This window comes from Mesorhizobium sp. CO1-1-11 (assembly GCF_020164995.1).
GTDB classification, from domain to species: Bacteria; Pseudomonadota; Alphaproteobacteria; order Rhizobiales; family Rhizobiaceae; genus Mesorhizobium; species Mesorhizobium australicum.
The window spans coordinates 177936-190347 of the sequence record NZ_JAIUHE010000012.1; the positions used below are offsets into that span (position 1 = coordinate 177936).

Sequence of the window (12412 nt, forward strand, 5' to 3'; positions counted from 1 at the left end):
TGCCGCTAGGCGGAAATGCCGCCCTTGCCCAGGCTGACGTTGACGGTGAATTTCGACCCTGGCGACACTGACTTGGTGGTGCGCCAGTTGCGTCCGCCTGGCTCGCGGATCAGCGCCACGAAGCCGAGCGCCGTCGCGTTCGGCTCGACCGTGATGGTCTTGGCCACCGTTTTGCCAGGCGCAACCGAGATGGCGTCGGAGCCGATGAGGTCGGCACCGAGGGCCGAGCCCGCGTCGCCCTGCAGCGCGAAATAGTCGGCCGAGTTGAACTTGCCGGTGCTGGCAAGCCGCATCACCAGCACCGTTACCGGCCGGTCGCCGCCGCCCGGCCCTGGATTCATCCCCGCACCGCCGGTCACATTGACGGAGATAACCGATGGTTTCGGCGGGCCGCTCTGGCAAGCCGCAAGCAGCCCCGTAGCGCCGAGGGCAACGACGAATTCGCGTCTGTCGATCATATCCTACTCCTCCTCATATGCGTCCCTGAAGTCTGTGCCGATCTCGCCCAGGAAACTCGATTCCGCACTCTGGGCGATGTCGCGATGGCGTCTCTGATAGAGCTCCCACAGCTTGGCGTTGCGCCCGCCCGAGAGCAGATTGCCGATGGCGGAATTGGATTTGAGCTCTTCTTCGATGGCGGCTGGATCAAAACGGTCGATCATGCGCCGAAGTGCCGCCTGAACGCCCCGCCAGGCGCGTACGTGATGCTGTGCAAGGTCCTTCACCGCGTCGCTGATCGCCGCCTCGCCTGAGAGAAAGCCCGGGCTGCGTTCGGAGATGATGGTGACGACGACATCCTCGACCGTCGGCAGGAATTTAAGCGGATTGACCTCGGAGGCGCCGACCACAGTCTGGGCGACGCGCGCGCTTCCCTTCTCCTCGGCGCGTTTGCGCAGCAACTGCATCAAGCCATCCAGCATCAGCCGGTATTCACGGCCGAATTTTTCCATTTCGGCGATCGCATCGCGCGCGGGAAAATCAGCCTCCTCGACGCCTATACCGCGCAAGAACGCGGCACGAAGCGCCATATCGCTTGGCACTGGCTGCGCAGCGCGCGCCGGCTTCGACGCTGGCGCGGCGCGGCGCGGCGCCGGCGATGCGGCTGCCTGCACCGGCATGTCCCAAGGATTGTCGGCGCGCGGCTTTTCAACGTGGTGCCGGGCACGTCCTGCCGGATCGGCACCGTTGGTGACAGGCGGCGCAGCGGGGGGGCCGAAACTGAAATCGTCATCGAAGCTGGCCGGCTTCGCCGGCTGCCAGGACGCATCATTGCGCGAAGACATGTCACCCAGCCCAAACGGATCCGGCTGACCCGCAGCAGGGCCGTCACCGGCCTGCGGCGTCGCCACCGGATCGAGGCTGAAGGGGTCATCGAAGGCAGGCGAACTGCGCTGGTTCGATGCGCGATCGTAAGCCCCAGGGACAGGCTGCTCGAACGGGTTCGGCAGATCCGCCGGGCGGGGTTTGCGCGGCTCTTCCTCGATCTTGACCGAGAAGAAGTCGTCGCCGCCGATGCTGGCTGGCGTTCGTGCTCCCGGAGGCGACCACGCCGGCGTGGGATGGTTGGCGGCCGGGGCCTGGCCGACCGCGGTCTGGCTCATTTTGGACTGAACCTCGACATGAAACACATAGTCGCCCATGCGCAGCCGCATGCCGTTCTGCAGCCGCATCGACCTGCCAGGTCCAAGAGGGCTGTCGGCTTCGTCGACAAACAATCCGCTGCTCGACGTGTCGGTCACGAAATAGCCGTCCCGGTCGCCCTTGATCGTGCAGTGCGCGCGCGAGACGAACATATCCGGGTCGTCGATCTGCCAGCCCGCATCTGCGCTGCGCCCGATCACCAACTCGCCCTCGTCGAGCCGGCTCTGCCGGACCACTTGCGAGCGGGGGCCCTGTTCCAGGGTCAGCAGCAGGCTCATGCGGCCGCCTCCGGCATTTGCGGCCGCCAGCCGACGATAGTGTGCAATCTCAGATCGTCGGCGTCGCCCGTACTCGCGGGCCGTTCCAGCCAGGCCGTGCGGCCAAGCTGGACGGTCCCGACCCGGGGCGGCGGTACGGCATCGCGCGCCAGCACGATGCGCAAATCGACATCGAGCGCCTCGCCGATCATATCGCGCACCGCCTTCTTGAACAGGCCGAGACGCCGCTCGCCAGGCAAGAACGACTTGAACTCGTCGAGGCTCAACGGACCGACGCGCAATTCGATCCTGCTCTGGCGGCTGAACACCCGCGGCCCGATCGTCGCGCCGCGTCCAAGTCCGGCATAGGCCCTGCCGAGACGCGTCTGCAATGGGGTCGGTACGGGGATCCAGGCGGCAACGAACTCCTTGATCCGCACCGGAACCTTGAAGGCGGTGGTAAGGAACAAAGTAAGCCGCTCCACGCCGTCGACCTGACTGGCCAGCGACCCAGCCTGTCGCAGTCGCACAGCGTCGAGTTCGGGATCCTGCGTGCCGGGCAGGCCGATGCCGGACATTGCCTCCAGCATGGCGCGAACGCGCCCGCCGACGGAACGCTCGACCTGCACCGCTGGATGCGCGTCGGCCCAGGCGCGGTAGTAGAGCGCCATCATGCGGTGCTGCAGGATGTTGACGAAATCGACGAAGGTCGTGTCGCTGGTCTGCTCGGCGTCGGCTCCGGTGAACCAGCGCTGCGAAAGCCGATCGAGCACCCAGCGCGTCAGATGCAGCGGCATCGGTCCTTCCGGTCCAAGCAGCCCCAGATTGGCGACGGTCACCCTTGCCAGGGCCTTGTCCCCGCCCTCCTGGAACTTGACGACGTCGCGCGCCGAGAAGCTCAGCCGCACATGCTGGCCCAGCCTCGCCGGCTCGCGCTCGGCCGTTCCGGAATGGCCGAACAACCCGCGGCGCTGCTCCAGCCGTCGCAGCAACTCGAAAAAATCGAAGTCCTCCGACAACATTTCGGCCGCGACCGTTGCGGGCTGCGCTAGATCAGGTAGCGATTGCCGGGCGTCATCGGCCATGGCACATCCTCCTGCTTCTGCAGCAACCGCGTACGGGTCCGCACAAAACCATTTATCCCCGCATGGCGGGCGAACAGCCGCGAAAGCAGGGCCGAAAGCAGCAGTGAGCTTTGCCCCGCCAGCACGGACTGGTCGACATGCAGCGTTACCTCGGTGCCGCGTCCAAAACACATTGGCCCGTCAATCTGCAGCCTCTCGATCACCGGGCGCGAATCGATGCGCACGATCGAATGCACGTTGCGGGCAAGGGCCGGATCGCCCCGATCGGCATAGAGGTCGAGCAAGGCATGCAGCGGATCGACTCCCCGGCCTTCCTTGGCAAGGCTGAGGAAGTTGAGCGAGAGCTGCGCCACCAGACGCCAGGCGAGATTGTCGGCGCGCGATTCGCCGTCAGCGCCGCCCGGCAGGGATGCCGGGATGGCCGGCTGCGGCGGCCGCAGCGCTCCAAGCAAGCGCACCGTTTCGACTGGATCTGCCGTCTCCAGCGTCAGCGTCGGTGTGTCGTCCAGGATCGGCAGGTCGCGATTGGTGCAAAGCGCCACGATGCCGAGACGCTTGAGCAGCCGGTTTGGCACGCTTCCTGCCGGCCGCGAGACGGCGATAAAGACGTCGTCGCCGGTGTAGGAGGTGCGGGTCAGGCCGTCGCGCCGCTCGTCTTCGGTGGCCCGGCGCGGACGCCGCTCGGTCGAATAGACCCAGCCGCTGCCGCGGTTCTGGCCCAGGCTGAACAATTCGGGAATCGTCGCCTCGCTGCTTTCGGCGTCGGCATCCTCAACCTGTGTGACCCGAAAGATCTCGAAATCCCGCGCCCGGGTGCGGTCGGCATGCAGCACCTGACGGGTTTTGCGCGGATCGATCTCGATGTCGTTGCATTCGCGTTCGAAGAGATTGATGACCGGCGTCACGAACAGCTCGAAATCGGCAGCCGTCACATCGGCGAGTTCCGGCACCGCACGCCGGAACAGGAAGATGATCTCGATCGCCGCCTCACATGTGCGCACCACCGGCTGGAGGCCAGCGAGCCGTACGTAATGGAAGCGCTCCGGGATCATGAAATATTCGCGCAGAAGCCGGTAGCCCTCGAAGGTCGCACGGGTGCGTGGCATCAACGCTTCGTCGTCGCGAATGCCTATCATTTCGGGCTCGGGCAGCGCTGTTAGCGGATTGGCCTTGCCCTGCGCGCGCGCGCCGAGCGCCGAGCAGGCGCCGAAGATTGCATCGAAAAGCACCGGCGCCTTGGCGCGCCCGGCGAAATAGAGGTCGAGACGGTCGAGCGACAAGTCGCTGAGCTTGCCTTTTCCTGTCCGAGCGAGCGTGACCCGGAACGCCGCCTCGGCGCGCACGCCGCCGATCGGCGCGATTGCGGCGGCGGCGAGCGCGCTGCGATCCTGGAAATAGCTGACCGAGGTGACGGCGATCGGCCACAGCGTCACCTCCTGCGCGGTGGTAAAGGTCGAGCGTGTCGAAAGCCCTGGATGCAGGGCAGAGACCAGCCGTGTGCCGCGCGCGATGGCGTGACCTGCGAGCATCGACTGCACTTGCTGGCCGGGTTTCAGGACCGCCATCGCCGTCGCCGGCGCCGGCGCGACCAGATCGGGATAAAGCACATCGAGCACGGCGCGCGAGAAGCGCGAGCGCTCCGCGTCGACCTTCAGACGGGTCCGCGCCGCCAGGAAGGCGACGCCGTCGAGCAGCCGTTCGACATAAGGGTCGGGACATGGGACCGTGTCGAGGGAAAGATTGCGGGCGACCGCCGGATGCATGTCTGCGAATTCCGCCGCCAGGGCGCGGATATGGGTCAGTTCCTCTTCGTAATACTCCACAAAGACCCGATCCATCTCAGGTCTCCCTGAATTCGGTTCGTGCCAGCCCGTTGTCGAGATTGATCGTGGTGCGCAGGCGCATACGCTCCGGTGTGGGGGCCATGATCAGCACCGCGTCGATCTCGATCTTGAGACCGATGTTTTTGTCGCCGAGCGTGACGTTGACGATTGTGGCACTCTCCTTCAGGCGCGGCTCGAAGGTGGCGAGCACCGCGCGGATCTCTCGTGCCAGGGAATCGCGGTCGAAATCCCGCGACGAACGGCCGGAAAAAGACGGCACCCCGAAATTCACCACGCTGCGGCGCACCTGCGGAAAGTCAGCGAGCGAGGGCAGTTCGTCCAGGGGCTGTTCGTGTTCGGCGTCGGAGAGCATCGGTACGGATTCGAAGCGCTCGGTGTTGAACAGGGCCTCGATGTCGCGGCGCACGGCCTCTCTCAATACTCGTGCCGAAACGACCACGCCGCGGCCTTCGATCTCGGCGCGATGCTGGCTCTGGAAGACCAGCCGGTGCAGGCGCCGTTTTTGCTCGGATGTGAGTTCGGCGTCGGCGTCGATGGCGCGTGCGCTGCCGGCAAGAAGAGCCTCGACGCGCTCGGCGCCGAGTTCTTCATCCAAGAGACGGCGCAACCCCTCGATCTCCGACGTCAGTCCAGGCAAGTCGTTGACGAGGCGATCCCAAAGGGATGGCTGGACCGCCTCGCGCCTTGCCCGCGAACTGCCGCCAGGTTGCGCTCTCGCGCCAGGCCGCCTGGTCTCACTTGCCGACATAGACGTCCATTTCGATCTCGTCGTCCTTGTCGTAGACAAACTTGATCTTCTTGTAGGCGAAGCTGACTTCTTCCTCGATCAGGTCCGCCTCGTCGGGAGCCTGCCGCATGTCGTATTCCATGATCGAAGCGTCGGTGAGCGTCACGACCAGATAGTCGCTGGTCTCGCCGTCAATGGTGCGGCGTGCCGAAAACACCACCTCGTCGAGCGCCTTGTTCTCGAACAACGCCTTCTTCAGATATGGCGACGACTTGTCGTAGTGCTTGAAGAATTTGATCATTCCCATCGACACACGGCCGCGTCGCGAAAGCGAATTCGGATCATAAGGCGCCATCATCTTGTAATCGACGCCATGCACTTCGATCTCGTCTTCATGCCCGTCGCGCTTGCTGGGCCCCTTGATGTCGGGAACTTTCAAAAAACCATCAATCTTCATTGAAGGAGCATCGTTTCTGTCTGTGGTCGGCATTGTCTTTCTCCACCGCTTTCAAATGAAACAGGATGATGACTTCGCTGCGCTTCAGCCCTTCACGGACGGCAGTTCCGACACCAACCGCAGCGAGGCGTTGATGCCCTCCAACTGGTAATGCGGACGCAGATAGAAACGGGCGTTGTAGTAACCGGGTCTGCCTTCGACGCTGTCGACCTGAACCTCGGCCGCGGCGAGCGGTCGCTTGGCTCGCGCCTTGTCGTCGGCAAAGGCGGGATTGGCCAGCACGTAGCGGTTGATCCATTCGGTCAACCAAGTCTCCATGTCGGTGCGTTCCTTGAATGAGCCGATCTTGTCGCGCGCGATCGCCTTGAGGTAATGCGCAAAACGCGAGACAGGGAAGAGATAGGGCAGGTTGGCGCTCAGCCTTTCGTTCGACTGGGCGTCGGGGTCGACCAGACGCCCAGCACGGGTCTCGTCGTCCTGAAGCGAGTGCGCCCCGATGAAGGCTGCGAGATCGGTGTTCTTGCGGTGCAAGATCGGCATCAGACCGAGCTTCGCCAGTTCCGCCTCACGCCGGTCGTCGATGGCAACTTCGGTCGGGCATTTCATCGCGATTGAACCGTCATCCGTCGGGAAAGCGTGCACCGGCAGATTGAGCACCGTGCCGCCATTCTCTACGCCGCGGATCTGCGTTCCCCAGCCATAGAGCTTGTGGCTGCGGTTGATGTTCACGCCCATCGGGAAAGCGGCGTTCATCCAGACATATTTGTTGTGGTCGCCGCTTACCTCTTCCTCGAAGGTGAAGCCCTTCACCGGAACGGTTTCCGAGCCGTAGGGCAGGCGTGCCAATACGCGCGGCATGGTGAGGCCGATATAGCGGGCGTCCTCGCTCTCGCGCAGCGACTGCCATGAGGCATAGGCCGGGTTGTTCACGATCATTTGCAGGTCTTGCGGGTTCGGCAGTTCCTGCCAGCTGTCCATGCGGAACAGCCGCGGCGAGGCGGCCGCGATGAAGGGCGTATGCGCCGAGGCACAGACACCCGAGATGTTGCGCAGCAGGCCGACGTCGCGCGGGTGGTTGGAGAACTCGTAGGCGCCGATGATGCAGCCGATCGGCTCGCCGCCGAGCATCGAATACTCGTCGGTGTAGACTTTCTTGAAGATTGGGCTCTGGTCCCACATCTGGCCTTCATAGTCTTCCAGCGTGTCGGCCAACTGCTCCTTGGAGATGTTCATCACCCGGATCTTCAGCTTGGTATCCGTCTCGGTGTTGTTGATGAGGTACCAGAGGCCCCGCCAGGTGCCTTCCATCTCCCGCACTTCGGGGGCATGCAGGATCTCGTTGACCTGCGTCGTCAGCATCTTGTCGATGCCCGCGATCAGCGATTTGATCGACTTGATCGCGTTGGACGAGATGGTCGTCGTCTCGGATCGGGACTGAGCGGCCAGCGCCAGGTTGCGCACCAGTTGCTGCAGCTTCTCAGTGTCGTCCTTCCTGACCTTGAAATCCTTTTCAAGCAGGCCGCTGAATTCACCCAGATCTATGGCTTCCGCCTCGGCGGTTGCGACTGCGGTCTTTTGCTGTTCAGCCATGACTTACTCCTCGCCCTTGCCGTCGGACATCGCCTGGCTGGCGATCTTGCTCAGCAAAGGCTCGTTGTTGAGAAGCTGCGCAATGCGCTTTTCAGCATCGACGCGGCCATCCATGAAGCCCAGCAGTTCCTCAAGTTGCCGCCGCATCTTGAGGATCTCGGCCAGTTGCGGCACCTGCTCGGCGATCTTGTCGGGCGCGAAATCACCCATTTTGGAGAAGGTGAGATCGATCGCCATTTCCTCGTCCCGCTCGGCACCTTCGGCCTGCGGCAACGTGTTCTTCACCCGCGCCTTCACGCGCGGTCCCATCGCTTCCATGAATTTGGGAAAGCGGTTGGCGTCGGTTTCGACGAAATTCCGATCCAGAACCGACTTTGAGGCTTCCTTGGTCTGCGAGGCGCCGGAAAGGTCGGCAATGACAGCCATGACGAACGGCAACTCTATCGTTGTCGGGCTGCCGTAGGTTTCGACGTCATAGGCGATCTGCACGCGCGGGGCGCGGTTTCTTTCGATGACCTTCGCTTTGCTCTCTGCTGGCATGATTGTTACCTTTCATCCTTCTGGGCCGGCTTCTTGGGATCGGGAACACCGGCAAGCAGCCGGAATTCCTTCAGCCCCGACGGGGCGAGATCTTCCATCAGTTCCACGAAATCCATATGCACCATGCGGCGCACACGCCGGGCGAGATGCGGGATCGGGCTGGACGGCTCGGTGCGATCGTAGAACGCGACCACGAGGTCGAGGCATTTGACGACTTCGTCGCGCGAATTGAGGCGCTCAGGCAGACCGATGCTGGTTTCCGCCAAGTTTGCCACACTTGCCATCGTCTCGGCTCCATGGCCATTTCGGGTGGGCGTCGATGTCGGTTGAGACGGCTGCGCTGCAGGCTTTGCGGCACCGTTGGCGACCGCGCTGGCACTGGTATTCCACTCCAGCGTCGTCAGCAGTCGCTGCAGGAACTTCTTCAATTCCGGAACGGCTGCACCATTGCCGTCGATGCGGACATTGAGCGCAGCATCCACCGCCTCCAACGCCGAAATGGCGGCGCGCGCATCGCTCAAAAGCGTCATGATGGCGTCGGCGTCTTGATCGGCCTGCGCCGCGCATCCCGTGCGCACCCGGTTCAGCATCTGGTTGTGGGCCGAAGTCAGCGCCGCCCTTTCGCCGGTCCCCAGGCCGGAGGCAGCTTCCTGGAGCATGACGCGCTCGTCGAGCGCGGCCTGTTCGAGGTCTCGCCCGCTAATTGGCCCGATCGCACGCGGTGAGAAGAACACGGTCTGCCTCAGGTTCGCCAGCAGGCCGTCCTGGCCGTTTTGGAGGTCAAGCAGCGCATTGATGCGTCGCAGCGCTGCCTCGCGGGGCGTGGCGGCCGTGCGCAAAGCCGGGTGCATCGTATCCCAATACTGGTCGAACGTCTTTGCAATCAGGTTCAGCCCCTGGGCGAGGCCCGCGAGCCTCTCTTCGTTGGCCAGCGCCCGCGTGACGATCACCAGAAGGCGCAAATCGCGGCCGCGCGATTGCAATTCTTCGGCTTTTTGTAGGACGGTCGCCCAGTCGACCGAAATGGTTGACTGCGAAGCCTTGTTGCCGCCCTCGTGAACGACCTTGATCTGGGCTTCCGTCAGCCGCTCCAGCTCGTGAAAAGCCGGGTCGTTGCGCAAATCCACTCCCGACGGGTTGTCACCGTCAAGAGGATTCAGCCAGAGTGCGAGATCAACCACACCTACCCCCCGCAAGCCGCCCCGTGCCCCCCATGTGACGCAACGTTATCATCGGTCCCGTGCCACGACAATTGAGCAGATGCTCGAAAACTCACAGAAGCTGAATGCTCGGTTATCTTTCAACGAAACCTATGGGCGATCGGCGGACCCGGTATGCGCGATGGGTCACGTCGTTGGCATCGCAGTGCTGGTTCGTTGCGGGAGTTTGCTAGCCTTGTGTAACGACAAGGTGCCGCCCGAACGGGGCCAAAAGGGGCCCGCTCGTCACATGGCTTTGTCAAGCAGCCGCTTCTGTGGCAGGGTAGGGTCAGCAGTTTTCGGGGGCAGGTTCGAATGGAACAGCGCCGGTCGTCGCAGAGTTTCAAGCGCAAGGAACTCGTTGCGAAGCTCAATCCAACGGGGGTGCGCGCCTTCAAGGCCGCCGCCGACACGGCCAAGTTGCGCGGCAACCCTTATGTCGAGCTGGTCCACTTCGTCCAGCAACTGGTGCTGTCCGAGCGCTCGGACGTGCAGATGATCGTCGCTGATGCCGGACTGGATGTCAGCCGGCTGACGGCGGATATGACCCGTGCCGTCGACAAGCTGCCCTATGGCGCGACCTCGCTGGAGGAATTCTCAGATCACATCTTCCACGCCATACAGGAAGGCTGGAACCTGGCCACACTGGAATTCGGGGTAGAAGAGGTGCGCAGCGCGCATATTCTTCTCGCATGCCTGAAGACACCGGTGCTGGAAGGTCTGGTTTCGAAGATCAGCGCTGAATTCGACAAGATCGACGCGGATGGGGTTATCGCCCGCTTTTCCGATGTCGTCGAAGGCTCTCTCGAAGCCGGCTCACCGCCTGCCGCAGTCGCCGCCGAAACGTCGATGAATCGGGGCCCGGGGCGCGATTCGGCACTCGCCAAATACGCCACTGACCTCACCCAGCGCGCCCGCGACGACAAGATCGATCCGGTCGTCGGACGCGATGCGGAGATCCGCCAAATCATCGACATCCTGATGCGGCGCCGGCAAAACAACCCGATCTTGACCGGCGAGGCGGGCGTCGGCAAAACGGCGGTCGTCGAGGGCTTTGCCTTGCGCATTGCGCAGGGCGACGTGCCGCCGACGCTTCAGAACGTCAGCGTACGCATGCTCGATGTCGGGCTGATGCAGGCGGGCGCCAGCGTCAAGGGCGAGTTCGAAAAGCGGCTGAAGGCTGTCATCGACGAGGTTCAGCAGTCAGAGACCCCGATCATCCTGTTCATCGACGAAGCCCACACGCTGATCGGCGCCGGTGGCGCGGCGGGAACCGGCGACGCGGCCAATCTCCTCAAGCCCGCTCTGGCGCGCGGCGAGCTCCGCACCATCGCCGCCACGACCTGGGCCGAGTACAAGCAGCACATTGAGAAGGACCCTGCGCTGACCCGTCGGTTCCAGGTCGTAAAGATCGACGAGCCTTCCGAAATGGTGGCCGTATTAATGTTGCGCGGTGTCGCAGGCGTTCTCGAGCAGCACCACCAGGTGCAGATCCTCGACGAGGCGATCGAAGCCTCGGTTTCGCTTTCGCACCGCTACATCGCAGCCAGGCAGTTGCCCGACAAGGCGGTCAGCCTACTCGACACCGCCTGCGCGCGCGTTGCCATCTCGCAGCACGCGACGCCTGCCGAGGTCGAGGACATTCTGCGTCGTCGCCAGGCGCTCGAGGTCGAGAAAGGCATTATCTCCCGCGAGGCGGCGATCGGCATCGACGTGACCGACAGACAGCGGCGCGTAGAGGTCGGCTTGGCGGAAGCCGAGACCGCGCTTGCGCAGGCGCAAGCGCGTTGGGAGCGGGAGAAGGCGCTTGTGAGCGCGATTCTCGAGCTGCGCGCCAAGCTCCGTGGCGAGGGCATGCCCCTTGACGGGCAGGAGAGCGGGGAAGCTGCTCCGGGGCAAGCTGTCGGCGCGCCAGCGGGCGAGGCGCCTAGGTCACAGGCCGTTGCTGCCCACGAGCCTGCTCCTGCGCCCGATTCCGCCGCTGATCTGGCGCGGCTGCGCGAATTGATGGCGGAACTCGCCGCAGCCCAGGGCGAGACGCCGTTGATCCTGCCCTCGGTCGACCGCAACGCGGTGGCGGCGGTTGTCCAGGACTGGACCGGCATTCCGACCGGAAGGATGCTGTCCAGCCAGACCGAGAAAGCGCTCAAGCTCGCGGCCACCTTGTCCGAGCGCGTGGTCGGTCAGGACCATGCGATGGAGATGATTGCGCGGCGCGTTCAGACCAGCCGCGCCGGTCTCGGCGCACCGGAAAAGCCGGTCGGCGTGTTCCTGCTTTGCGGCCCCTCGGGCGTCGGCAAGACCGAGACGGCCCTGGCGCTGGCCGAGACGCTCTATGGCGGAGAGCAGAACCTGATTTCGATCAACATGTCCGAGTTCCAGGAGGCGCACACGGTCTCGACGCTGAAGGGCGCGCCGCCCGGTTACGTCGGCTATGGCAAGGGCGGCATCCTGACCGAGGCCGTGCGGCGCAAGCCCTATTCGGTGATTCTGCTCGATGAGGTCGAAAAGGCGCATCCCGATGTGCACGAGATCTTCTTCCAGGTCTTTGACAAGGGCATGATGGACGACAGCGAAGGGCGCCGGATCGATTTCAAGAACACGCTGATCCTGCTCACCTCGAATGTCGGTTCCGAGGTTATCATGGACCGCACGAGGAACGGCACCTTGCGCACCGGCATCGACGATCTGGACACCGCTTTGCGCGATCCGCTGCTGAAAGTGTTTCCTGCCGCTTTCCTCGGCCGCGTGGTGACAATCCCTTACTACCCGCTTTCGGACGCGATGATCGAGGCGATCACCGCACACCAGTTCGGCAAGATCGCGCGGCGTCTCAAAGCCAGCAACGAAGCCGAGTTGGTGATCGGCGAGGGTGTCATGGACATGGTCAAGGCGCGTTGCACCGAGATTGAATCCGGTGGGCGCATGATCGACGCCATTCTCACCAACACGTTGCTGCCGGAACTCAGCCGCGGCGTGCTCAATCGCACGCTTGAGGGCAAGAAGATGACGAAAGTCACCGTCGGTGCCTCGGCGCAAGGATTTACCTTCGTGTTCGAATAGAGCCCGACC

The 12412-nt window shown here is 63.6% G+C and carries 10 protein-coding genes; 1 reads left to right on the forward strand and 9 read right to left on the reverse strand.

All coding sequences use genetic code 11. The features are described from left to right. Positions 1 to 5 precede the first annotated feature (5 nt). The 9 genes from tssJ to tssA all read right to left on the reverse strand — a co-directional run bounded on the left by tssJ (position 6) and on the right by tssA (position 9322). Positions 6 to 458, reverse strand: a complete 453-nt coding sequence (tssJ, locus tag LB554_RS16270) for a type VI secretion system lipoprotein TssJ (protein WP_140620055.1) — start codon at positions 456 to 458, stop codon at positions 6 to 8. A gap of 3 nt (positions 459 to 461) precedes the next feature. Next, positions 462 to 1919 carry a type VI secretion system-associated FHA domain protein TagH gene (tagH, locus tag LB554_RS16275; RefSeq protein ID WP_140789675.1) on the reverse strand — a complete coding sequence of 486 codons (1458 nt, stop codon included), beginning with the start codon at positions 1917 to 1919 and terminating at the stop codon, positions 462 to 464. Further along, on the reverse strand, positions 1916 to 2983 hold the full coding sequence (gene tssG, locus LB554_RS16280; RefSeq protein WP_224585571.1) for a type VI secretion system baseplate subunit TssG: 1068 nt from the start codon (positions 2981 to 2983) through the stop codon (positions 1916 to 1918). Before tssG ends, tagH begins: the two co-directional genes overlap by 4 nt. Continuing rightward, positions 2947 to 4821, reverse strand: a complete 1875-nt coding sequence (gene tssF, locus LB554_RS16285) for a type VI secretion system baseplate subunit TssF (protein ID WP_224585573.1) — start codon at positions 4819 to 4821, stop codon at positions 2947 to 2949. The genes tssG and tssF overlap by 37 nt, the downstream gene beginning before the upstream one ends. Before the next feature lies 1 nt (position 4822). After that, positions 4823 to 5575, reverse strand: coding sequence for a type VI secretion system baseplate subunit TssE (tssE, locus tag LB554_RS16290; protein WP_140722559.1), 753 nt, complete (start codon positions 5573 to 5575; stop codon positions 4823 to 4825). Beyond that, positions 5562 to 6011, reverse strand: a complete 450-nt coding sequence (locus LB554_RS16295; RefSeq protein WP_181166515.1) for an Hcp family type VI secretion system effector — start codon at positions 6009 to 6011, stop codon at positions 5562 to 5564. Before LB554_RS16295 ends, tssE begins: the two co-directional genes overlap by 14 nt. Before the next feature lie 84 nt (positions 6012 to 6095). Next, positions 6096 to 7601, reverse strand: coding sequence for a type VI secretion system contractile sheath large subunit (tssC, locus tag LB554_RS16300; protein WP_140620043.1), 1506 nt, complete (start codon positions 7599 to 7601; stop codon positions 6096 to 6098). Between the two features lie 3 nt (positions 7602 to 7604). Then, on the reverse strand, positions 7605 to 8141 hold the full coding sequence (gene tssB / locus LB554_RS16305) for a type VI secretion system contractile sheath small subunit (RefSeq protein ID WP_140620028.1): 537 nt from the start codon (positions 8139 to 8141) through the stop codon (positions 7605 to 7607). Positions 8142 to 8146: 5 nt separating this feature from the next. Further along, positions 8147 to 9322: a type VI secretion system protein TssA gene (tssA, locus tag LB554_RS16310; RefSeq protein WP_141907361.1), complete on the reverse strand. Its 1176-nt coding sequence runs from the start codon at positions 9320 to 9322 to the stop codon at positions 8147 to 8149. 333 nt (positions 9323 to 9655) lie between these two features. On the opposite strand from tssA, the gene tssH reads away from it, so the two are divergent. After that, positions 9656 to 12403: a type VI secretion system ATPase TssH gene (gene tssH / locus LB554_RS16315; protein WP_224585574.1), complete on the forward strand. Its 2748-nt coding sequence runs from the start codon at positions 9656 to 9658 to the stop codon at positions 12401 to 12403. The last annotated feature ends 9 nt before the right edge of the window (positions 12404 to 12412 follow it).

What these genes read in the sequence shown, in the direction of transcription:
- tssG (WP_224585571.1), bottom strand. Translation starts at nt 2,983, where the DNA reads ATGGCCGATGACGCCCGGCAATCGCTACCTGATCTAGCGCAGCCCGCA.
- tssE (WP_140722559.1), bottom strand. Translation starts at nt 5,575, where the DNA reads ATGTCGGCAAGTGAGACCAGGCGGCCTGGCGCGAGAGCGCAACCTGGC.
- tssJ (WP_140620055.1), bottom strand. Translation starts at nt 458, where the DNA reads ATGATCGACAGACGCGAATTCGTCGTTGCCCTCGGCGCTACGGGGCTG.
- tssB (WP_140620028.1), bottom strand. Translation starts at nt 8,141, where the DNA reads ATGCCAGCAGAGAGCAAAGCGAAGGTCATCGAAAGAAACCGCGCCCCG.
- tagH (WP_140789675.1), bottom strand. Translation starts at nt 1,919, where the DNA reads ATGAGCCTGCTGCTGACCCTGGAACAGGGCCCCCGCTCGCAAGTGGTC.
- tssC (WP_140620043.1), bottom strand. Translation starts at nt 7,601, where the DNA reads ATGGCTGAACAGCAAAAGACCGCAGTCGCAACCGCCGAGGCGGAAGCC.
- LB554_RS16295 (WP_181166515.1), bottom strand. Translation starts at nt 6,011, where the DNA reads ATGAAGATTGATGGTTTTTTGAAAGTTCCCGACATCAAGGGGCCCAGC.
- tssF (WP_224585573.1), bottom strand. Translation starts at nt 4,821, where the DNA reads ATGGATCGGGTCTTTGTGGAGTATTACGAAGAGGAACTGACCCATATC.
- tssH (WP_224585574.1), top strand. Translation starts at nt 9,656, where the DNA reads ATGGAACAGCGCCGGTCGTCGCAGAGTTTCAAGCGCAAGGAACTCGTT.